This window comes from Burkholderia sp. Bp9143 (assembly GCF_003853645.1).
Classification (GTDB): domain Bacteria; phylum Pseudomonadota; class Gammaproteobacteria; order Burkholderiales; family Burkholderiaceae; genus Burkholderia.
In genome coordinates this window covers 24,873-44,461 of record NZ_QTPO01000055.1, presented here as the reverse complement: position 1 = coordinate 44,461, position 19,589 = coordinate 24,873, and the positions used below count along the sequence as shown (strand labels likewise).

The 19,589-nt window shown below is 70.1% G+C and carries 22 protein-coding genes; 14 read left to right on the top strand and 8 right to left on the bottom strand.

What is annotated here, in order from left to right; genetic code table 11:
- Positions 1-70: 70 nt before the first annotated feature.
- Both DIE23_RS32030 and DIE23_RS32025 read right to left on the bottom strand, forming a co-directional pair.
- Positions 71-1,276, bottom strand: coding sequence for an MFS transporter (locus tag DIE23_RS32030; RefSeq protein WP_124615941.1), 1,206 nt, complete (start codon positions 1,274-1,276; stop codon positions 71-73).
- A 498-nt stretch (positions 1,277-1,774) separates the two neighbouring features.
- Entirely contained in the window at positions 1,775-2,686 is a 912-nt protein-coding gene (locus DIE23_RS32025; protein WP_124615939.1) for a LysR family transcriptional regulator, read from the bottom strand.
- Positions 2,687-2,850: 164 nt separating this feature from the next.
- On the opposite strand from DIE23_RS32025, the gene DIE23_RS32020 reads away from it, so the two are divergent.
- A complete protein-coding gene (locus DIE23_RS32020) occupies positions 2,851-3,771 on the top strand; it encodes a pyridoxal-phosphate dependent enzyme (RefSeq protein ID WP_124615937.1) in 921 nt (306 codons plus the stop codon).
- A gap of 274 nt (positions 3,772-4,045) precedes the next feature.
- Here DIE23_RS32020 and DIE23_RS32015 read toward each other — a convergent pair whose 3' ends face one another.
- Together DIE23_RS32015 and DIE23_RS32010 are read right to left on the bottom strand one after the other, a co-directional pair.
- Positions 4,046-5,116, bottom strand: coding sequence for a DUF2242 domain-containing protein (locus tag DIE23_RS32015; protein ID WP_124615935.1), 1,071 nt, complete (start codon positions 5,114-5,116; stop codon positions 4,046-4,048).
- Positions 5,117-5,254: 138 nt separating this feature from the next.
- Positions 5,255-6,148 carry a LysR family transcriptional regulator gene (locus DIE23_RS32010; protein ID WP_124615933.1) on the bottom strand — a complete coding sequence of 298 codons (894 nt, stop codon included), beginning with the start codon at positions 6,146-6,148 and terminating at the stop codon, positions 5,255-5,257.
- Positions 6,149-6,257: 109 nt separating this feature from the next.
- Between DIE23_RS32010 and DIE23_RS32005 the strand changes: the two genes are divergently transcribed.
- Complete coding sequence (locus DIE23_RS32005; protein ID WP_124615930.1) at positions 6,258-7,013, top strand: TerC family protein; 756 nt, start codon at positions 6,258-6,260, stop codon at positions 7,011-7,013.
- A 60-nt stretch (positions 7,014-7,073) separates the two neighbouring features.
- Complete coding sequence (locus DIE23_RS32000; RefSeq protein WP_124615928.1) at positions 7,074-7,376, top strand: zf-TFIIB domain-containing protein; 303 nt, start codon at positions 7,074-7,076, stop codon at positions 7,374-7,376.
- Between the two features lie 109 nt (positions 7,377-7,485).
- On the opposite strand, the gene DIE23_RS31995 is transcribed toward DIE23_RS32000, so the two are convergent.
- Both DIE23_RS31995 and DIE23_RS31990 read right to left on the bottom strand, forming a co-directional pair.
- Positions 7,486-7,896 carry an Hsp20/alpha crystallin family protein gene (locus DIE23_RS31995; protein ID WP_124615926.1) on the bottom strand — a complete coding sequence of 137 codons (411 nt, stop codon included), beginning with the start codon at positions 7,894-7,896 and terminating at the stop codon, positions 7,486-7,488.
- A 16-nt stretch (positions 7,897-7,912) separates the two neighbouring features.
- Positions 7,913-8,353, bottom strand: a complete 441-nt coding sequence (locus DIE23_RS31990) for an Hsp20/alpha crystallin family protein (protein WP_124615924.1) — start codon at positions 8,351-8,353, stop codon at positions 7,913-7,915.
- A 245-nt stretch (positions 8,354-8,598) separates the two neighbouring features.
- Here DIE23_RS31990 and DIE23_RS31985 point away from each other — a divergent pair, with 245 nt between their 5' ends.
- Positions 8,599-9,516, top strand: a complete 918-nt coding sequence (locus DIE23_RS31985; protein WP_124615922.1) for a 3-hydroxyacyl-CoA dehydrogenase NAD-binding domain-containing protein — start codon at positions 8,599-8,601, stop codon at positions 9,514-9,516.
- 40 nt (positions 9,517-9,556) lie between these two features.
- Here the strand turns inward: DIE23_RS31985 and DIE23_RS31980 are convergent, their stop codons facing one another.
- Positions 9,557-9,835, bottom strand: coding sequence for a DUF4148 domain-containing protein (locus DIE23_RS31980; RefSeq protein ID WP_124615920.1), 279 nt, complete (start codon positions 9,833-9,835; stop codon positions 9,557-9,559).
- A gap of 176 nt (positions 9,836-10,011) precedes the next feature.
- The gene (locus tag DIE23_RS31975; RefSeq protein WP_039322076.1) at positions 10,012-10,860 is read right to left on the bottom strand and encodes a LysR substrate-binding domain-containing protein; all 849 of its coding nucleotides are present in this window, start codon (positions 10,858-10,860) and stop codon (positions 10,012-10,014) included.
- A gap of 330 nt (positions 10,861-11,190) precedes the next feature.
- Between DIE23_RS31975 and madL the strand changes: the two genes are divergently transcribed.
- The 10 genes from madL to DIE23_RS31925 all read left to right on the top strand — a co-directional run bounded on the left by madL (position 11,191) and on the right by DIE23_RS31925 (position 19,445).
- Entirely contained in the window at positions 11,191-11,586 is a 396-nt protein-coding gene (gene madL, locus DIE23_RS31970) for a malonate transporter subunit MadL (protein ID WP_040127076.1), read from the top strand.
- An 11-nt stretch (positions 11,587-11,597) separates the two neighbouring features.
- On the top strand, positions 11,598-12,365 hold the full coding sequence (gene madM, locus DIE23_RS31965; protein WP_124615918.1) for a malonate transporter subunit MadM: 768 nt from the start codon (positions 11,598-11,600) through the stop codon (positions 12,363-12,365).
- A gap of 143 nt (positions 12,366-12,508) precedes the next feature.
- Complete coding sequence (mdcA, locus tag DIE23_RS31960; protein WP_124615916.1) at positions 12,509-14,155, top strand: malonate decarboxylase subunit alpha; 1,647 nt, start codon at positions 12,509-12,511, stop codon at positions 14,153-14,155.
- 10 nt (positions 14,156-14,165) lie between these two features.
- On the top strand, positions 14,166-14,480 hold the full coding sequence (gene mdcC, locus DIE23_RS31955) for a malonate decarboxylase acyl carrier protein (protein WP_124615914.1): 315 nt from the start codon (positions 14,166-14,168) through the stop codon (positions 14,478-14,480).
- On the top strand, positions 14,477-15,400 hold the full coding sequence (locus DIE23_RS31950) for a biotin-independent malonate decarboxylase subunit beta (RefSeq protein ID WP_124615912.1): 924 nt from the start codon (positions 14,477-14,479) through the stop codon (positions 15,398-15,400). Before mdcC ends, DIE23_RS31950 begins: the two co-directional genes overlap by 4 nt.
- 199 nt (positions 15,401-15,599) lie before the next feature.
- Complete coding sequence (gene mdcE / locus DIE23_RS31945; RefSeq protein ID WP_124615910.1) at positions 15,600-16,307, top strand: biotin-independent malonate decarboxylase subunit gamma; 708 nt, start codon at positions 15,600-15,602, stop codon at positions 16,305-16,307.
- A complete protein-coding gene (mdcG, locus tag DIE23_RS31940) occupies positions 16,294-16,962 on the top strand; it encodes a malonate decarboxylase holo-[acyl-carrier-protein] synthase (RefSeq protein ID WP_124615908.1) in 669 nt (222 codons plus the stop codon). The genes mdcE and mdcG overlap by 14 nt, the downstream gene beginning before the upstream one ends.
- Positions 16,959-17,834 carry a triphosphoribosyl-dephospho-CoA synthase MdcB gene (gene mdcB, locus DIE23_RS31935; protein ID WP_124615906.1) on the top strand — a complete coding sequence of 292 codons (876 nt, stop codon included), beginning with the start codon at positions 16,959-16,961 and terminating at the stop codon, positions 17,832-17,834. The genes mdcG and mdcB overlap by 4 nt, the downstream gene beginning before the upstream one ends.
- Entirely contained in the window at positions 17,831-18,763 is a 933-nt protein-coding gene (mdcH, locus tag DIE23_RS31930) for a malonate decarboxylase subunit epsilon (protein ID WP_124615904.1), read from the top strand. The genes mdcB and mdcH overlap by 4 nt, the downstream gene beginning before the upstream one ends.
- 160 nt (positions 18,764-18,923) lie before the next feature.
- Positions 18,924-19,445: a phospholipase D-like domain-containing protein gene (locus DIE23_RS31925; protein ID WP_124615902.1), complete on the top strand. Its 522-nt coding sequence runs from the start codon at positions 18,924-18,926 to the stop codon at positions 19,443-19,445.
- The last annotated feature ends 144 nt before the right edge of the window (positions 19,446-19,589 follow it).

The following is a 19,589-nucleotide window of genomic DNA, read 5'->3' as shown; positions in this document are numbered from 1 at the left end:
GTCGGGATCCCGACGCGGGCGTTTTTCCGTTGCGGTGCCGGCTATCGGCACCGTACGGATCGCCGGGTGCTTACGAATTCGCGGCGACCGGCGCGCGGCGGCGCTGGATCATCTGCAGCGCGACCAGCGCGAGCCCTGCCGCGGCGATCAGCCCACCGACGAGCGGCACCGCCGCGTAGCCGAAGCCGGCCGAGATCGCCGCGCCGCCGGCTGCCGCGCCGACTGCGTTGCCGAGGTTGAACGCGCCGATGTTGACGGCCGAGGCGAGGCCCGGGGCTTCGTGTGCGGCACGCATCACGCGCATCTGCAGCGGCGGGACCACCGCGAACGTCGCGACGCCCCAGACCAGCAGCGTGACCGCGGCACCGGCATGCGTGCGGGCGAGCAGCGGGAACGCGGCCATCGTCACGATCAGCAGCACCAGGAAGCCGATCAGCGTGCCGTCGAGCGAGCGGTCGGCGAGGCGACCGCCGGCGATGTTGCCGATCGAGAAGCCGACGCCGATCAGCACGAGCATCGCGGTGACGAAGCCGGGCGTCGCACCGGTCAGGTGTTCGAGCGTCGGCGCGACATACGTGTACAGCGTGAACATCGCGCCGGCGCCGAGCACCGTTGTCCCGAGCGCGCCGAGCACGACCGGGCGCGTCAGCACCGACAGTTCGGCTCGCAGGTTCGGCATCCTGCCGGCCGCGCCCTTCGGCAGCGCGGCGAACAGGCCGGCGATCGCGATCACGCCGAGCGCCGCGGTTGCCGCGAACGACATGCGCCAGCCGATCATCTGGCCGAGCCAGGTCGCGGCCGGCACGCCGCCGACGTTCGCGATCGTGAGCCCCATGAACATCGTCGCGACCGCGCTGGCCTGCTTTTCACGCGGCACAAGGCTGGCCGCGACCACCGAGCCGAGCCCGAAGAACGCGCCGTGGTTGAGGCTCGTGACGAGTCGCGCGAGCAGCAGCGTCGTGTAGTCCGGTGCGACGGCCGACAACAGGTTGCCGATCGTGAAGATCGACATCAGCGCGATCAGCGCCGAGCGGCGCGACCAGCGCGCGAGCAGCAGCGTCATCAGCGGCGCGCCGACCATCACGCCGATCGCATACGCGCTGATCAGCATGCCGGCCTGCGGAATCGACACATGCACGCCGTCGGCGATCACGGGCAAGAGGCCCATCGGCGAGAACTCGGTCGTGCCGATGCCGAACGCACCGGCGGCGAGCGCCAGCAGCGGCAGTGCGGCGCTGCCGCCCGGGCGGGAAGGAGAAGAAGTCGTGGTGCTCACGCGATGCGCTCCTGTCAGTGTTGGGCAACGGCACCGGGCCGTTGTGGACAGGGTGAAGTGTGCCTGCATGACTTTTGCGGAAAAAGCCGTGTTCGAACGAAATTATCTTGATTGCATGTCAATAATGCGCGATCCGGGTGGCATGCGGGCGCGGCTCGCGGCCCCAAAAAAAGCCCGGTCACAGGGGGACCGTGACCGGGGCGGAAAGGCATCCTCTCTTTGGCACGAGGGTTGGATGCGGGCGCAGTATATTTCGGGGCATAACGATTCGAAATGACGTTAAACGGCTGTTTTTGGTGTCAATTTAAAAATACCGACACGGCAGAGCCGATCGTCATCGATTTGAAAGATTTTTCGTGCGCTCGAGCGGACGTTTAGCGTGCGATGACAGCGAAGGCGGTCGCCATGCGAAGCGACCGCGCAACAGGCCGGATCCGCGGCAAGGCGATCCCGTGGAATCCGTCGCCGGCGCGCGGATCGTGCACGCCCGGCTGTCGGTCAGTCCGTGTGGCCGGCCGCATCGCGCACCGCGTCGAGAAACCGCGCGACGACGGGAGAAGCCGGCGCCGCCGCGCCGTCGAACACGAACTCGATGTCGAAGCGGCTCGCGAGTTCGTCGAGCGCGACGAGCCGGACCGTGCGCGGGCACGTCGGCGACGCGCTTTCCGGCACGAACGCGCAGCCCATGCCGGCCGCGACGAGACCGATCAGCGTCGGGATGTCGCTGCCGACCTGCGTGATGCGCGGCGTGAAGCCGGCGCGTTCGCACTGCGCCATCAGGAAGCGGTGGTGCGCGGCGGAGCGCTGCGCGTCGAACCACACGAACGGTTCGTGCGCGACGTCGGCGAGCGTGCGCGGCGCGTGAAAGCGGCCGCCGGGCGGCGCGGGCATCGCGAGCACGAAGCGGTCGCTCAGCAGCCGCACGCCCGACAGATGCGGCGCCTCGTCGCGGCGCCACGCCATGATGCCGCCGTCGAGCTGGCCGCGCATCAGCGCCGCCGCCTGCTCGGCCGACAGCATCGGCGCGATCGACAGCTTCACGTCCGGACATGCGTCGCGAAACGCCTTGAGCACGTTCGCGACGACCGGCAGCGGCAGGCAGTTCGGCAGCGCGCCGAGCCGCAGTTCGCCGAGCTGGCCGGCCGCGCTGCGCAACGCGCGTTCGCGGCTGTCCTGCAACGTCGCGAGCAGGCCGGTCGCATCCTGCAGGAAACTCGCGCCGGCCGCCGTGAGCGTGACGCCCGTCGCGCGGCGGATCAGCAGCGGCGTGCCGATCGCGTCCTCGAGCTCGCGGATCTGCCGCGACAGCGCGGGCTGGACGATCCCGGCCGCGCGGGCGCCGGCCATCACGCTGCCGGCTTGCGCGACCGCCACGAAGTAACGCAGGTGACGCAGTTCGATCTGACGCATGCGGTGTCGGCTCCGGTTCTGATTCGATGAATATGCCTCCGAAGCATAGCAAGTGTCATTCGATGGTATTGGAAAGCATGGCGGGCGTGCCGTACGATGGTCTCCGTTGCCGGGCCTGTTGACAGGCCGCGCGTGTTTCCTTTGTCCCGATCGTGTCCCGCACCATGCCGCTTCATATCCAGACCCCCTATATCCGTTCGCAAATCGCATCGCGCCGCCTCGGCACGAACATCCGGCTGAAGCTCGACGCGCTGCAGCCGTCCGGCTCGTTCAAATTGCGCGGCATCGGCGCGGTGTGCGAAGCGCGGCATGCGGCCGGCGCGCGCCGGTTCGTGTCGTCGTCGGGCGGCAATGCGGGCATCGCGGTCGCGTATTGCGGTCGCGAGCTCGGCGTGCCGGTGCTCGTCGTCGTGCCGGAAACCGCGTCGGCCCGCGCGCGCGAGCTGATCCGCGTCGAGGGCGCGGAGGTGGTCGTGCACGGCGCGAGCTGGGCCGAGGCGAACGCATTTGCGCTGTCGGCCGTCGGCCCGCAGGACGCGTTCGTGCATCCGTTCGACGACCCCGTGCTCTGGCAGGGGCACGCGACGATGATCGACGAGATGGCGGCAACCGGCCCGAAACCCGATGCGGTGGTGCTCGCGGTCGGCGGCGGCGGGCTGCTGTGCGGCGTGCTCGAGGGGCTCGCGCGCAACGGCTGGCACGACGTGCCGGTCGTCGCGGTCGAGACGGAGGGCGCCGACAGCTACGCGCGTTCGGTCGCGCAGGGGCATCCGGTCGAATTGCCGGCGATCACGAGCATCGCGACGTCGCTCGGCGCGAAGCGGCCGTGCGACGCGGCGGTCGAATGGGCGAAACGGCACGCGATCCATCCGGTCGTGGTGTCGGATGCGCAGGCGGTGGCTGCTTCGCTGCGGTTTCTGGACGAGCACCGGATCGTCGTGGAGCCAGCGTGCGGTGCTGCGCTGGCCGCACTCGAACAACCGGTACCGGTGCTTGCTTCGGCGTCGGACATCGCGGTGATCGTGTGCGGCGGTGTGACGGCGACGGTCGAGCAGCTGCAGACGCTGAACGCGACGTTGCGGTAACGCACCAGCGGCCGTGGCGCGGCGCTGCCGGACGGTGACGCAGCCTGCGACGTGACGGCGGGAGGACGACTGGGCGGAACCGATCGCGGGCGTCCGCGAAATCGGGATTCGTGTCGACTGTCGCGATGGGCGGTTCCCGATCGCCGGTTATGCCACGACGCGCATGCGCAACCGGTTTCCGGGCGTACGGTCATCTCGTCGGAGGAGGGCGGGGAGGGGAGCGCGTGGCGCGCCGCGCGCGATGGGCGCACGGCGCGGAGAGATGGGCGTGCAGTCAGTTTGCGGACGGTACGCTGGCACCGGTCGGTGCGGACGATGCGACGGGGTCGGCCGCAGCGGGCGCAGGCGCCTTGTCCGCCGACGCTGGAGCGGCGTTCGAGGGGGCAGGTGCGGCCGATGCCGACGTTGCAGCAGCCGGCGCGGCAGTTGCCGGCGTCGATGCGCCCGGCGTCGACGCAGCGGCGGGTGCCGAAGCCGGAGCAGCCACCGAGGCTGCAGCAGGCGTCGAGGCCGAAGCTGGTACCGAAGCCGTAGCCGGAACCGAACCCGCTGCCGTTCCCGACACGCCAGCCCGCATCGCCCCCGGCGCGACCACGGCCGATGCCGCGGCAGGCGCGGCCGGCACGACCGGCGTGCCCGAAGTCGGCGCGACGCTCGGCACCGACAGCGGCACCGGCGCGGCCGGCGGCGTCGGCACGACCGGGGTCGTCATCTTCATCGGCTCGCCCTGAGGCGTCGGCGCCGGTTCGGGCAGCGGCGTGACGGGTTCCTTCTCGGCCGCCTTCACGGTCGCGCGATCGCGGCGGGCCGGATCGATCTTCAGGAAATGCTCGACGAGATTGAAGAAGCGCTCGTAGAACACGCCGGCGGGAATCGTCTCGCTGGCGGTCTTCACGAGCGCGTCGTCGCTCGATCCGATCGGCAGCGACAGCGAACCGAACACGCTGAGCCCGACGCTCGCCGACGTATTCGACTTCTTCAGCGTGTAGCGGTCCTGGACCGCGTTCACGTAGGCGATGCTCGACGAGCCGTCGGCATTCGCGTCCGCGCACACGACGTGAAACTCGATCACGACGTGCATGTCGTTGCTCGGCTGGAAATTCTTGCTGCCGTCGACCGCATCGTTGCGCGACGACGACACGACATAGCCCTGGCTCAGCAGCGCGCGGCGCGCGGCCTCGCAGGCCGCGTCGGATTTCGAGCGGAACGTGTGCGCATACGGGCTGCTCGTCGCGTCGAACTGTTCCTGCTGGTAGATCGGCTTGGGCGGCGAAGAGCACGCCGCCAGCACGGTCGCGGCCGCGAGCGCGCACGAAACGGAAAACAGGCGAAATCGGTTGTGCATGGCGTCTTTCAAAAGGCTCGGCGAGATGTCGCGCGGGGCTGCGGGCGCAGTGCACGCAGCGGCGGGGCCGGTGCGATGCGCGTGGCAATCTCGTATGGCCGGGGCGTCATTATAGTTTCGTTTGATGTCGCGCTTGCTTCAGCCGGCCGGCGCCGGCCGCGCGGCCGCGAGCAGTTGCGACGCCAGCGGATGGTGTTCGCCGCGCCGCGAGCGGATCGCGTGGATCTCCTCGGTCACGTCGCCCGCCCGGCCGAGCCGGCGCAGCCCGCGCAGCAACGATGCGTCGTTCGCGCCGAGTTCGCTGAGCGGAAACACGCCGAGGCCGCGCGCCGCGAACACGGCCATCAGCGCGCTGTCCTCGAATTCCCCGGCCACGCGCGGCACGATCCGTTCCCGTTCCAGCCACAGGTCCAGACGCGCGCGCAGCGCCGAATGGGCAGTCGGCAGCAGCACCGGCAGCTCGGCGAGGCACGCCGGAAAGCGCTGCCGCGCGGCCGGCGTGACGAGCGCCGCGGGCCCGTACCAGTCGACCGGCGACGCGACGAGCCGCTCGCTCGTCACGCGCAGATTCGACCCCGACGGCGCACCCTGGCCGGCCAGCACGAGATCGAGGTGATGCAGCGCCAGTTCCGCGAGCAGCGCATCGTGCTCGCCCTCGTGGCACAGCAGCCGCAGCGTGGGCGTATCGAGCACCGGCGCGAGGATCGCATGCGCGGCGAGCTTCGAGATCCCGTCCGCGAGGCCGATCGCGAGCCGCACGGTCGGCTGGCTGGCCGCCGCGCGCACTTCGTCGGGAATCAGCCGGCCCATCTCGAAGATGACCTCAGCGCGCGCATACGCGGCCTGCCCGGCATCGGTCATCGCGACGCCGCGCCCGGCCGGGCGCAGCAGCTGGTGGCCGAGCGACTTTTCCAGTTCGCGGACCTGCGCGCTGATCGTCTGCACGGCCATGTCGAGCCGCTCGGCGGCGCGCGCGAAGCCGCCTTCCTTCACGACGACCCAGAAATAGTACAGATGTCGAAAATTCAGCATCGGATCAACATTTCGTAAAAACCGAACCAAAGATCAGATTCTCTCTGATTTTTTCGAAGTCGTGGCGTGCGTATCATCTGGCTTTCCACATTCGAATCGGCCCTTTTTCATGGACTACCTGCTGACGCTTGCCGCCGACCCCGCCGTCTGGGCCGCGCTCCTGACGCTCGTCGTGATGGAAGTCGTGCTCGGCATCGACAACCTGATCTTCATCTCGATCCTCAGCAACAAGCTGCCCGAGGCACAGCGCGCCCGCACACAGCGCCTCGGCATCGCGCTCGCGCTCGTGATGCGCCTCGCGCTGCTCGGCAGCGTCGCATGGATTGCAAGTCTTACCGAACCCGTGTTCACGCTGTTCGATCACGCGTTCTCGTGGCGCGACATGATCCTGCTGTCGGGCGGCCTGTTCCTCGTGTGGAAGGCGACCACCGAGATCCATCACCACGTGTCGCATGACGGCGACGGCGCGGGTGGGTCCGGCGGCGCGGCCGGCCTGACGGTGTGGGCCGCGATCGGCCAGATCGTGATGCTCGACATCGTGTTCTCGATCGACAGCATCGTCACCGCGATCGGCATGACCGAGCACATCCCGATCATGTTCGTCGCGGTGATCGTCGCGGTGAGCGTGATGCTGTTCGCCGCGCAGCCGCTCGCACGCTTCATCGACCGTAACCCGACCATCGTGATGCTCGCGTTGTCGTTCCTCGTCGTGATCGGCATGACGCTGATCGCGGAAGGCTTCGGGTCGCACGTGCCGAAGGGCTATATCTACGCGGCGATGGCGTTCTCGGCGTTCGTCGAGGGCATGAACATGCTGGCGCGGCGTGCGAAGGCGAAGCGCGCGGCGCGGGTCGAAGGTCATTGAGCAAGCGGGCGGGCCGAGGCCCGCCCTCGATTCGGAATTCTCAACGAAAGGAGAAACGCGATGAAATGTCCGGTCTGCAAGACGCCCGACCTGCTGATGGCCGAGCGCCAGTCGATCGAGATCGACTACTGTCCGACGTGCCGCGGCGTGTGGCTCGACCGCGGCGAACTCGACAAACTGATCGCGCGCGAAACCGGCGATGCGCCGGCGCGCCGCGATGAACCGCCCGTGCGGCACGACGCGCACCCGCAGCGCGGGCGCGACGATGGCTGGGGGCGCGACGGCCGCTCGCACGACGACCGTTACCGGCACGACGGCCAGCGTCGCAAGAAGTCGGTGTTCGACCTGTTCGATTTCGATTAAGCATGACGGCGCGTGTATCGCGCCGCGCGGCACGATGAAAGAAGCCCCGCCAGGCGTCATGCCTGGCGGGGCTTTGTCATGCGCGTCGCATGATGAACACGTGTCAGCGTTACGCGTTGCCGGCCGTCACGTCGATGCGGCGCGGACGCGTTTCCTCGCGGCGCGGAATCGTCAACGTGAGCACGCCGTCGCGCAGGCTCGCATCGATCCGCGACGTGTCGAGATCGGGGCTCAGCACGAACGTGCGCACGAAGCGCGGCGCGCGGACTTCGGCATGACGCACGCGCAGGTCGGCCGGCGTGTCGATGTGCGTGTCGGCTTCGATCGTCAGCGTGTTGTCGTGCACCTTCACGTCGAGGTTCTCGCGCGGCACGCCCGGCAGGTCGGCGCGCAGCGTGACGCGCTGCCTGTCTTCGACGATGTCGACGGCCGGCGTGAGCGCGGGACGGCGCGCGGCTTCGGCGGCGGCTGCCTGCGCGGCACCGGCCTGGCGTTCGGTCAGGGTCTGGCTCGTATTCATGTCGTTCTCCTGAAGGTTACTGAACGGTGATCGCACGCGGCTTCGATGCCTCGCGCCGGCCGACGCGAATCAGCAGGCAGCCGTTTTCATAGCGGGCGCTGACGTTGTCGGCGTCCGCGTTCTGCGGCAGCTCGACGACCCGGCGGAACGTGCCGTGAAAGCGTTCTTGCGCATAGGTGCGCACGTCGTCGCCGGCGTCCTGCGGCACGGGCTTGCGCTCGCCGCTGATCGTCAGCAGGTCCTTGTCGATCGAGACGTCGAAGTCGGCGGCGGCCATGCCGGGGGCGAACGCGACGATCTCGATCGCGTCGTCGGTCACGCCGACGTTCAACGCGGGGAACGCGCTCGACCGCACCGCGCGGATGCCGGTCGGGGGCTCGCCGAACAGGCTCGCCATCTGCCGCTGCACGCGGGCGAATTCGTCGAACAGGTCCTGGCCGTAATGGATGCCGCTCATGAAGATCCTCCGAAACATGAAGCGCGAAAGACGCGACGACGCGACGCCGATGGCGGATGCGACGCACGGTTTTCCGCTGAGTCGAAACGGGGGCAGTGCGCATGACGGGCACTGCCTGGCAACGGTTAATTAGAGGCCGCCGCCGCGGTTTTCAAGAGGGATAGTGCAACTTGCATCGACGCGTCGTGACGGGAATCGATGCGACAATCGTCGCGCTATCCACAGACCACGGAGACGGTACGGACATGGACATTCAACGCATCGCGATCGTCGGGGCCGGCGTGATCGGCGCGAGCTGGGCGGCTTTCTATCTGTCGAAGGGCTTCGACGTCGTCGCGACCGATCCCGCACCGCAGGCCGATGCGCGACTGCGCGACGCGCTCGCTGCATTCCTCGGCGAGCGGGCCGCCGAACTGTCCGCGCGGCTGTCGTTCGACGCGGATCTCGAGCGCGCGCTCGACGGCGTCGATTTCGTGCAGGAGAACGGCCCCGAGCGGCTCGACCTGAAGCGCACGCTGTACCGGCGGATGGACGACGTGCTGCCCGCGCGCGTGCCGATCGCGTCGAGCTCGTCGGGCCTGAAGATGTCCGAGATCCAGACCGCGTGCGACAAGCATCCGGAACGCTGCCTGATCGCGCATCCGTTCAACCCGCCGCACCTGATTCCGCTCGTCGAGCTGGTCGGCGGCGACGCGACCGACCCGGGCGTGATCGCGCGCGTGAAGGATTTCTACGACGCACTCGGCAAGCAGACGATCGTGCTCAACAAGGAAATGACCGGCCACGTCGCGAACCGGCTCGCGGCCGCGCTGTTTCGCGAGGTGTATCACCTCGTCGGCGAAGGCGTGGTGAGCGTCGCCGATGCGGACAAGGCGGTCGCGTGGGGCCCGGGGTTGCGCTGGGGGCTGATGGGGCAGTGCCTGACCTATCACCTCGGCGGCGGCGCCGGCGGGATCGCGCATTTCCTCGAACATCTGTCGGGGCCGATCACGACGTGGTGGGACGACCTCGGCACGCCGTCGTTCGATCCGGCCGTCGATCGCAAGCTGAACGACGAACTGCGCGCGATCCAGGGCGAGCGTTCGATGCAGGAACTGGCGGCCGAGCGCGACCGGTTGCTCGTCGAGCTGATCGACGCGCGGCGCCGCAGCTTCCTGCCCTGAGCGCGTCGCCGCGCCGCGTTTCGGCAGGGCCGTAACAAGGCTATTGCTGCGTGGCCGTTTGCGGTGCCTGCGGCGTCTGCGCGAGCCACGCGGGCTGCACGGCCTGCACCAGTTCGCGATTGCGCGCGCGCGTCGCGGCATTCGGCGGATAGTTGCCGTCGTTGGTCGGCAGCTCGCCGTCGAGATAGGCCTGCTTCAACTGGGCGACGACTTCCGCGCGCGTCAGGCCCTGCGTGGGTGCCGTGGCATCGGCTTGCGCAAAGGCGGGGGACAGCAGCGCGGCTGCGGCGGTTGCGACGGCGAATCGCAAGAGGTTCATGGTGTGCTCCGATCAAGGGGGCGGGACAGCGGACGCGCGACACACTGCCGTGCGTTCCGATGGGTCCCATTGTCGCGAGCGGGTACTGCGCGGACGCTGACGCGTTCCGGGCACGACTGTCAGTTGTGCGCGAACGCCGCAGCGGGGCGGCGTCGGCGTGATGGCGACGGCTGTCGCTACAGCTCGGCCGCCGCCGCGATCAGCGTCGCTTCGAGTGCGAGCGTCGAGCGCGACGCAGCCGCCGGCCGGTCGATCACGTATTCGAGTTCGCCGAGTTCGGGGAGCCCCGCGTCGAGCCGCGCGAGCCCTGCCGGAATCACATAGCCGGCGAACGCGCTGACGCCGAGCCCCGCGCTCGCGGCCGCGCGCAGCACCGCGATGCTGCTGCTCACGACCGCGATCCGGTAAGGGCGGCCGACCGCCTCGAGCGATTCGAGCACGCGGCGGCGCGACACGCTCGGCTCCGGATGCATCGCGAGCGGCAGCACGGCCTCATGACCGGTGATCCGCGAATCGGGGCCGGTGCACCAGTACAGCGGTTCGCTGCGGATCACGCGGCCGCGCCGGCTGCCCGCGACGCGCTTCGCGAACACAAGATCGTGGCGGCCCTCGTCGAGCGCATCGAACAGGTCGCCCGACAGCCCGGTCGAGATCGCGAGTTCGACTTCCGGATTGCGTTGCACGAAGCTCGCGAGCGCGGCCGTCAGGTGCGCGGACGCGAAATCCTCCGACATCGCGAGCCGCACCTTGCCCGACAGCGGCGGGCCGCACACCGACGTGACGGCCTCGTCCATCAGTTCGAGGATGCGCACCGCGTAGCGGAACAGCGCGTCGCCGTGCTGCGACAGGTGCACGTTGCGCGTGTCGCGCTCGAACAGCGGCCGGTCGAGCAGCTCCTCGAGGCGGCGGATGTGCTGGCTGACGGTCGACTGCGACAGGCTCACGCGCTCGGATGCGGCGGTGAAGCTGCCGGACTGGGCGACGGCGACGAAGCTGCGCAGCAACTCGGGCGGTAAGGGGCGCATTGCTAAATCCACTGAATCGGTTTCGACAACTTCATAAATGGCCGGATTTTGCGGCGCTAGTATCGGATCACGCCCTGGTGCGGCCCATGCAAGCGGGGCGCCCCGGACGCGTAGCCCGTGTCGCGCCGCCGGCTGCATCAATCAGTCTAAGCCATCCGGCGTCCGGCCCGAAACCGCATCATCCCATCGACCCCCGAGAACGCGCTCGCACGACGAGCCGCCGGGCCGCGGCGCACCGCCGCGGGAGACAGGCAGTCCGCACGGGATCGGCGTGCGGGCCTGGCTCCCGCAGGTGTCAGGCGCCCGTCACGAAGAGACTGGAGACGACTCATGATCATCTACGGAACCGCGCTGCTGGCGTTCTGCCATCTGGCCGGACTGTTCCTCGGCGACCTGCTGGGCGCCGCGATCGGCGTGAAGACCAACGTCGGCGGCGTCGGCATCGCGATGCTGCTGCTGATCTGCCTGCGCCTGTGGCTGCACCGGCGCGGCTGGTTGCCGAAGGAGACCGAGGCCGGCGTCGGTTTCTGGGGCGCGATGTACATCCCGGTCGTCGTCGCGATGGCCGCGAACCAGAACGTCGTCGCCGCGCTGAAGGGCGGGCCGGTCGCACTGCTTGCCGCCGTCGGCGCGGTCGCGATCTGTGCATGCTGCATCGCGGTGCTCGTGCGCACGGGGCGCGACGACACGGCCTTCGCGGGCGTGCCGCAATTCGAAGAACAGTAACGGAGGCCACCATGCTGCAGATGCTCGAAAAAACCGTCGCCCACAACGGGCTCGTCGCGTCGTTCGCGCTGGTCGGCCTGATCATGTGGTTGTCGTCGATCGCGTCGCGCAAGCTTACCTTCGGCCGCGTGCACGGCTCCGCGATCGCGATCGTGATCGGCCTCGCGCTCGCGTATGCCGGCGGTGCGTTCACCGGCGGCGAGAAGGGGATCGCCGACGTGCCGCTGTTCGCGGGCGTCGGCCTGATGGGCGGCGCGATGCTGCGCGATTTCGCGATCGTCGCGACCGCGTTCGAAGTGCAGCCGACCGAGGCGCGCAAGGCCGGCCTCGTCGGCGTCGTGTCGCTGCTGCTCGGCACCGTGCTGCCGTTCATCGTCGGCGCGTGCATCGCGCGCGCGTTCGGCTATACCGATGCGGTCAGCATGACGACCATCGGCGCGGGCGCCGTCACCTACATCGTCGGGCCGGTCACGGGCGCGGCGATCGGCGCGAGCTCCGACGTGATCGCGCTCAGCATCGCGACGGGGCTCGTGAAGGCGATCATCGTGATGGTCGGCACGCCGGTCGCGGCCGACTTCATGGGCCTGAAGACGCCGCGCTCCGCGATGATCTTCGGCGGCCTGGCCGGCACGGTCAGCGGCGTGAGCGCGGGCCTCGCCGCGACCGACCGCCGGCTCGTGCCGTACGGTGCGCTGGTCGCGACGTTCCATACCGGCGTCGGCTGCCTGCTCGGCCCGTCGGTGCTGTTCTTCACGACGCGCGCGCTGGTCGGCGCATAGCCGCCGCGTGCGATCCGGGCGGCCCGCGCTCGGGCGGGCCGCATCCATCGCGGCGTCCTCTGAGTCGCATTCGTCAACATCATCAATCGGCGGCGGTGCCAGGCTTAGAATGCCGCTGAACCATCGAAGCGGGAGAACTGTTCATGACGGGATGGAATCACGCGCGGCAGGCGCGCGATGCACGCCTCGCGGCCGGCGCGGCGTACGCGCAGGGCAAGCGGGTCGATGCGCGCGACACCGTCGCGTTGCTCGAAGCGGTGCTGCGGCCCGGCGACCGCGTGTGCCTCGAAGGCGACAACCAGAAGCAGGCCGACCTGCTCGCGACCGCGCTCGCCGACGTCGACAGCGCGAAGATCCACGACCTGCACATGGTGCAGTCGGGCGTCGTGCTGCCCGAGCATCTCGACGTGTTCGAGCGCGGGATCGCGAAGCGTCTCGACTTCGCGTATTCGGGCCCGCAGTCGCAGCGGATCGCGAAGCTGCTGTTCGGCGGCAAGATCGCGCTCGGCGCGGTGCACACCTATCTCGAACTGTTCGCGCGCTACTTCATCGACCTCACGCCGCAGGTCGCGCTGATCGCGGCGGTCAGCGCCGACGCCGACGGCAACCTGTACACCGGCCCGAACACGGAAGACACGCCGACCGTCGTCGAGGCCACCGCGTTCAAGGACGGCATCGTGATCGCGCAGGTCGACCGCATCGTCGACAAGGTGCCGCGCGTCGACATTCCGGGCGATCGTGTGCATTTCGTCGTCGAGGCCGGCCGGCCGTTCTACGTCGAGCCGCTGTTCACGCGCGACCCGGCAGCGATCACCGAAACGCAGATCCTGACCGCGATGCTCGCGATCAAGGGCATCTACGAACCGTACGGGATCAAGCGCCTGAACCACGGGATCGGCTTCAACACGGCCGCGATCGAGCTGCTGCTGCCGACCTACGGCGCGAAGCTCGGGCTGAAGGGCAAGGTCTGCACGCACTGGGCGCTCAATCCGCACCCGACGCTGATTCCCGCGATCGAATCGGGCTGGGTCGAGCAGATCCACTGCTTCGGCTCCGAAGTCGGGATGGACGACTACATCCGTGCGCGCTCCGACGTGTGGTTTACGGGCCCCGACGGGTCGCTGCGCTCGAACCGCGCGTTCTGCCAGACCGCTGGCCTCTATGCGTGCGACATGTTCATCGGCTCGACGCTGCAGATCGACCTGTCCGGCCATTCGTCGACGGTCACGGCCGAGCGGATCGCCGGTTTCGGCGGCGCGCCGAACATGGGCAGCGACGCGCGCGGCCGGCGTCACCCGAGCGAGCCGTGGCTGAAGGCCGGCGCGGAAGCCGACCCCGACACGCCGGCGGCGCTGCGGCGCGGCCGCAAGCTGGTCGTGCAGATCGGCGAGACGTTCGGCGACAAGAACGTGCCGATGTTCGTCGAGAAGCTCGATGCGCTGAAGCTCGCCGACAAGCTGCAGCTCGACCTCGCGCCGATCATGGTCTACGGCGACGACGTCACGCACATCGTCACCGAGGAAGGGATCGCGAACCTGCTGATGTGCCGCGACAAGGACGAACGCGAGCACGCGATCCGCGGCGTGGCCGGCTATACGGAAGTCGGCCGCGGCCGCGACCGCGGGATGGTCGAGCGGCTGCGCGAGCGCGGCGTGATCCGCCGCCCGGAGGATCTCGGCATCGATCCGCTCGACGCCGATCGCCGCTGGCTTGCCGCGCGCTCGATCAAGGATCTCGTGCACTGGTCGGGCGGCCTGTATGCGCCGCCGGCCCGGTTCCGCAACTGGTGAGGAAGAGGGCATGGAACAGTTGAACTATCGCTTCACCGCGCGTGCACGCGCGCAGGGCGAACGGGCCACGGCGCTCGTCGGCGTGGTCGCGTCCGGCAATCTCGAGGTGCTCGTCGAGCGCGTGCTGCCGGGCAACGAATGCGAGATCGACATCCGCACCGCGGCGGTCGGTTTCGGCGCGGTGTGGCAGGCCGTCGTGTCGGACTTCGTCGAACGGCGCGCGCCGGGCGGCCTGAAGCTGTCGATCAACGACGGCGGCGCGCGGCCCGACATGGTGTCGCTGCGGCTCGCGCAGGCCGTGCGCACGATCGAGGGGGACGCATGATGACCGACGTGATCCACGACGCACCCGCGTTCGTCGCGAACGGCGCGAGCTGGTACGAAGCGTCGGCGCGCCAGCGCGTCGACGGGCTGCTCGACGCGGGCAGCTTCACGGAATTTCTCGGGCCGGGCGAACGCGTGACGAGCCCGCATCTGCCGCTGTTCGACCTGCCGCAGCAGTTCGACGACGGGATGGTGGTCGGCCACGGCCGGCTCGACGGCAAGCCGGTGTTCGTCGCCGCACAGGAAGGCCGCTTCATGGGCGGCGCGTTCGGCGAAGTGCACGGTGCGAAGCTCACGGGGCTGCTGCGTGCGGCGCGCGAACTCGGTACGCCGGTGCTGATCCTGTTCGATACGGGCGGCGTGCGGCTGCAGGAAGCGAATGCGGGCGAACTCGCGATCGCCGAGATCATGCGTGCGCTCGTCGAGGCGCGCGCGGCCGGCGTGCCGGTGATCGGGCTGATCGGCGGGCGCGCGGGCTGCTACGGCGGCGGCGGCCTGCTCGCCGCGTGCTGCTCGGCGCTCGCGGTGTCCGAGCAGGGGCGCATCAGCGTGTCGGGGCCCGAGGTGATCGAGACCAATCGCGGCGTCGAGGAATTCGATGCGAAGGACCGTGCGCTGATCTGGCGCACGATGGGCGGCAAGCATCGCCGGCTCATCGGCGGTGCCGATCGCTACGTGGCCGACACGCCCGACGCGTTTCGCGCAGCCGCGCTCGAACTGATCGGCCGTGCGCCGAAGTTCGATGCGGCGATGCTGCGCGCGGAGCAGGCGCGTCTCGAGGCGCGCGTCGAACGGTTCGGTGCATGCAGGGATGCGCTCGACGTGTGGCGTGCGCTCGGTGCCGATACGCCGGAAGCGATCCCCGGCATGCCCGACGAAGCATTCGCGAAGCTCGCCGACCAGCTACAGGAGCAGAAATGAAACGACCCCCACGCTCACTTCGTTCGCTGTCGACCGGAGTTAGCGCTTCCGCGCTTACTCCGGTCCCATGCACGGTGCTCCCCGAGGGGGCGCCTGCCGTCCACGGCCGGCTTTGCAAAGCCGGCCGGCTGCGCGGGCGCGGAGCGATGCTCCGCGAATTCCCCGCTACGCTCCTTGGGGCGGCCCGGCGGGAGGCAGCATGACGCTCGATGAAGTTCTGAACTCGCTGTTCCCGAAAGGCCATTCGATCACGCGAACCGGTAGTCTGCTGACGGGCCACGCCGATCTGACCGGCACGCGCGTCGACGTGATCGGCGTCGCGGATCGTCTGCCGTTCGGCATCGACGAAGCGGTGACGCTCGCGTCGCACGTGCTCGACACGATCGAGCGCGGCGGCGACACGCCGATTCTCGTGCTGGTCGACAGCGACAGCCAGCGGATGAGCAAGCGCGACGAACTGCTCGGCCTGAACGAAGGCTTGTCGCATCTCGCGAAATGCCTGATGCACGCGGCGCTCGCCGGGCACCGGACGATCGGCCTGCTGTACGGCCATACGGCCGCGGGCGCGTTCATCGCGACCGCGCTCGCGACGCGCACGCTGCTCGCGGTGCCGGGCGCGGAGCCGGAGGTGATGGACCTGCCGTCGATGTCGCGCGTGACGAAGCTGCCGATCGACGTGCTGAAGGAGATGGCGCGCTCGACGCCGGTGTTCGCGCCGGGGCTCGACAACCTCGTGAAGATGGGCGCCGTCGACGCCGTGCTCGATCCGGCCCGCGCGCTCGACGCGCAGGTCGGCGAATGGCTTGGCAAGCCGGCCGATCGCAGCGACGGTCGTGCGGCGCGCGGCCGGCCGGTCGCGGCCGACGTCGCGCGGCGCGTCGAAGCACTCGCGCGTGCCGCACGCTGACACGCCGCTGCGCCGCCACACGCTCGTCACGCTGACGGCGGCCGGGTGGGGCGCGGCATGCGCGCGCGATCCCGCGCTGGCGGCCGATCCGCTCGTGCAGGCGTGGGCGGCGCACGGCTGGCCGCTGATCGTGCGCCGCGCATCGCCCGACGAGGCCGATGCGGGGCGCGTGCCGCTCGGCTTGCCGCTGCCGCCTTCCGCGGGCAAGCGGCGCATTGCACTGAACGTCGCGGCCGACGCGCTCGCGTCGGTTGGCCCGCTGCCCACGCTCGCCGACGTGCTCGCTGCCGCACCCGACGCATGGCACGAGATGCTGCGTGAGCTCGATGCGCTCGGCGCGCGCTGCGGCGTGCAGGGTCGCGTATTCGGCAGCCTCGCGTGGCAGGCGCTGACCGGCGAGCGCTACCTGAGCGCATCCTCCGATCTCGACATCGTGTTTCCGTTGCCGGACGCCGCATCGCTCGCCGCGCTGCTCGACGGCCTAGCGGCACTCGACGCGCGCGCGCCGATGCGCATCGACGGCGAACTGCTGCGCGACGACGGCGCGGGCGCGAATTGGCGCGAACTGCATGCGCGGCTGCCTGAAGTCGCGGTCAAGACGGCGACCGCCGTCGAATTGATGTCCGCGGACGCATTCACCGGAGGCGCGCGATGAGTGTCTGGGCCGCCTGCCGCGCGACGGCACCGTCCGACGCCGAGCGCATCGCCGAACTCGCCGAGCGGAGCCTCGTGCTCGAAATCGACACGTATCCGAAGCCGGGCCTCGTCAGTCACGTCGACACGGGCAGCCATGCGGACATGGACGCCATGACGTTCGCGCGCAGCGCGGCCGTGCTGCGGCCGTACTTCGCGGAGCTCGCCGATGCCGGCGCGCGCGACGCGGACATGGCCGCGCTGCGCAAGATCGGGCTGCGCGCGGAACATGCGATGCTCGCGGCGACCGGCGGCGTCAACACGCATCGCGGCGCGATCTTCGGGCTCGGGCTGCTGTGCGCGGCCGCCGGCCGCCGCACGGTGCCCGGCACGGCGGCACGCACGATGACGCTCGGCGCGTTCGTCGCGCACCGCTGGGGCACCGAGATCCTCGGCGGTCCGCGGTTGCCCGACAGTCACGGCGAGCGCGCGAGCCGCCGCTACGGCGTCGGCGGCGCGCGTCGCGAGGCGGCCGATGGCTTCACGACCGTGTACCGCGTCGGGGTGCCGGCGCTGCGCCGCGCGCGGCACAGCGTGCCCGACGATCCGGAGTCCGCGCGCGTCGACGCCTGCTTCGCGCTGATCGCCGCGCTCGACGATACGAATCTGCTGCACCGGGGCGGGCAGGCCGGCCTCGATTTCGCGCGGGCCACGGCACGCGCATTCGTCGCTCGCGGCGGCATCCGCGCTCGCGACTGGCGATTGCGCGCGGCCGCCGCGCACCGTGCGTTCGTCGCCCGCCGGCTGAGCCCGGGCGGCGCGGCCGACCTGCTGGCGATGAGCGTGTTCGTCGATGCGCTCGAGGTGGACGAAGCGGACGAGGAGGGGCGATGACGCTGGCGATCCTGTGTTCGGGGCAAGGCGCGCAGCGTGCGGACATGTTCGAGCTGACCGGCGCGGTGCCCCAGGCCGACGCGCTGTTCGCGCACGCCGGCCGGCTCCTCGGCGACGATCCGCGCGACTGGGTGCGGCACGCCGAACCGGATGCGCTGCGCGAGAACCGCGCCGCGCAGATCCTCTGCACGCTGCAGGCGCTCGCGGCGACCGCGTTGCTCGAAGCGGTTTGGCCGCGGCGTCGTTGTGTCGCGGGGTACAGCGTCGGCGAAGTCGCGTCGTGGAGCGTCGCGGGGATGATCGATCCGCACGACGCGCTGGATCTGGCCGATGCACGCGCGCGCGCCATGGATGCCGCGAGCGGCGGCGATGAACGCATGGCGTTCGTGCGCGGGCTGACGCGTGCGCGGCTCGCGCAACTGTGCGACGGCCGCGATGCGGCGATCGCGATCGCCAATCCCGGCGACGCATTCGTGGTGGCCGGGCGGCAGGCCGACGTCGCCGCGGTCGCCGACGACGCGGCACGCGACGGTGCGCTGCGCGTCGCGCCCGTGTGCGTGCGGATCGCGTCGCACACGCGCCGGCTCGCGTCGGCGGTGCCCGCGTTTCGCGCGTCGCTGGCCGCCGTGAACGTGCGCCGGCCGCTGCCCGGCACGCGACTGTTTTCGGGGATCGATGGCGCGTCGGTGCTCGATGTCGACGCGGGGCTCGACAAGCTCGCGCGCCAGATCGCGGAGCCGGTCGAGTGGGCGGCCTGCCTGGCCGCGTGCGTCGAGGCCGGCGCGACCGCGTTTCTCGAACTCGGCCCGGGCCGCGCACTGGCCGAGATGGCGGGCGGCGCGTATCCGGCGCTGCCGGCGCGCAGCGTCGCGGATTTCCGTTCCGTCGACGGGATCGCGAGCTGGCTCGCGCGCGTCGCGGGCGGCTGACCGGCGGCACGCAAGCGGCCGGATCACGCGTCGGAACCGCTTCAAATCCGCTTCAAATCCGCTTCAAAACCCGCCTCCCGGCCGGTCGGTCCGCGCCGGGTGTTGCGCCGGCGCAGCAGCGCCGCAGCAGGCCCTTGTCACGCGAATTGGCGTCGCTACAATGGCGCCCGCCATGAGACCAGCCGCCTTCCTCGTCGCCGCGCTTTGCTGCGCGGCGACCGCCCACGCCAGCCCGATTCCGTCCGATGCCGCATCGGTCGGCACGTACTTTTCGTATGACAATGCGGCGGCCGACGCGACCGTCGACCTGATCGGGCAGGCGCAGCGCCGCGTGCTGCTGGCCGGCTACGCGTATGTGCCGCCCGCGGTCGCGGCGGCGCTACGCGAGGCGCGCTCGCGCGGGATCGAAGTGCGGGTCGTGCTGGTGCGTTCGTCGCGTGCGGGCAAGTACAGCGGCGCGGGCTATCTGAAATCGGCCGGCATCGACGTCGCGATCGATTCGCGACACGGCGATCCCGCGCCGCGCTTCGTGATCGTCGACGACAGCGTCGCGCTGACGACGCTGTCCGACGATGCGGCCGCGCACGCGGAAACGGTCAACGTGTTCCAGCGCGCGCCGGAACTCGCGCAGTCGTACGCGCAGTCATTCTGGCGGCTGTACCGGCAGGCCGGCGGGCTCTGACCGCCGAACGGCGGCCCGTCCGGGCGAACGCCTCCCATCCTTTTCGCTGACGCAATCCGCATGCCGCGCACGCCGGTTTGACCCCGCTTGCATCGGCGCGCCCGATGAACCATGCTCGTTGGACAGGCGCCGGCGCGGGTGTCG

Coding starts and splice junctions, on each gene's coding strand:
- DIE23_RS32020 (WP_124615937.1), top strand. CDS start 2,851: ATGCCGCTTCATATCCAGACCCCCTATATCCGTTCGCAAATCGCATCG.
- DIE23_RS31990 (WP_124615924.1), bottom strand. CDS start 8,353: ATGAGCGGCATCCATTACGGCCAGGACCTGTTCGACGAATTCGCCCGC.
- madM (WP_124615918.1), top strand. CDS start 11,598: ATGCTGCAGATGCTCGAAAAAACCGTCGCCCACAACGGGCTCGTCGCG.
- madL (WP_040127076.1), top strand. CDS start 11,191: ATGATCATCTACGGAACCGCGCTGCTGGCGTTCTGCCATCTGGCCGGA.
- mdcA (WP_124615916.1), top strand. CDS start 12,509: ATGACGGGATGGAATCACGCGCGGCAGGCGCGCGATGCACGCCTCGCG.
- DIE23_RS31975 (WP_039322076.1), bottom strand. CDS start 10,860: ATGCGCCCCTTACCGCCCGAGTTGCTGCGCAGCTTCGTCGCCGTCGCC.
- DIE23_RS32005 (WP_124615930.1), top strand. CDS start 6,258: ATGGACTACCTGCTGACGCTTGCCGCCGACCCCGCCGTCTGGGCCGCG.
- DIE23_RS31995 (WP_124615926.1), bottom strand. CDS start 7,896: ATGAATACGAGCCAGACCCTGACCGAACGCCAGGCCGGTGCCGCGCAG.
- mdcE (WP_124615910.1), top strand. CDS start 15,600: ATGACGCTCGATGAAGTTCTGAACTCGCTGTTCCCGAAAGGCCATTCG.
- DIE23_RS32015 (WP_124615935.1), bottom strand. CDS start 5,116: ATGCACAACCGATTTCGCCTGTTTTCCGTTTCGTGCGCGCTCGCGGCC.
- DIE23_RS31980 (WP_124615920.1), bottom strand. CDS start 9,835: ATGAACCTCTTGCGATTCGCCGTCGCAACCGCCGCAGCCGCGCTGCTG.
- DIE23_RS32010 (WP_124615933.1), bottom strand. CDS start 6,148: ATGCTGAATTTTCGACATCTGTACTATTTCTGGGTCGTCGTGAAGGAA.
- DIE23_RS32025 (WP_124615939.1), bottom strand. CDS start 2,686: ATGCGTCAGATCGAACTGCGTCACCTGCGTTACTTCGTGGCGGTCGCG.
- mdcB (WP_124615906.1), top strand. CDS start 16,959: ATGAGTGTCTGGGCCGCCTGCCGCGCGACGGCACCGTCCGACGCCGAG.
- mdcC (WP_124615914.1), top strand. CDS start 14,166: ATGGAACAGTTGAACTATCGCTTCACCGCGCGTGCACGCGCGCAGGGC.
- DIE23_RS31985 (WP_124615922.1), top strand. CDS start 8,599: ATGGACATTCAACGCATCGCGATCGTCGGGGCCGGCGTGATCGGCGCG.
- DIE23_RS31925 (WP_124615902.1), top strand. CDS start 18,924: ATGGCGCCCGCCATGAGACCAGCCGCCTTCCTCGTCGCCGCGCTTTGC.
- DIE23_RS31950 (WP_124615912.1), top strand. CDS start 14,477: ATGATGACCGACGTGATCCACGACGCACCCGCGTTCGTCGCGAACGGC.
- mdcH (WP_124615904.1), top strand. CDS start 17,831: ATGACGCTGGCGATCCTGTGTTCGGGGCAAGGCGCGCAGCGTGCGGAC.
- DIE23_RS32000 (WP_124615928.1), top strand. CDS start 7,074: ATGAAATGTCCGGTCTGCAAGACGCCCGACCTGCTGATGGCCGAGCGC.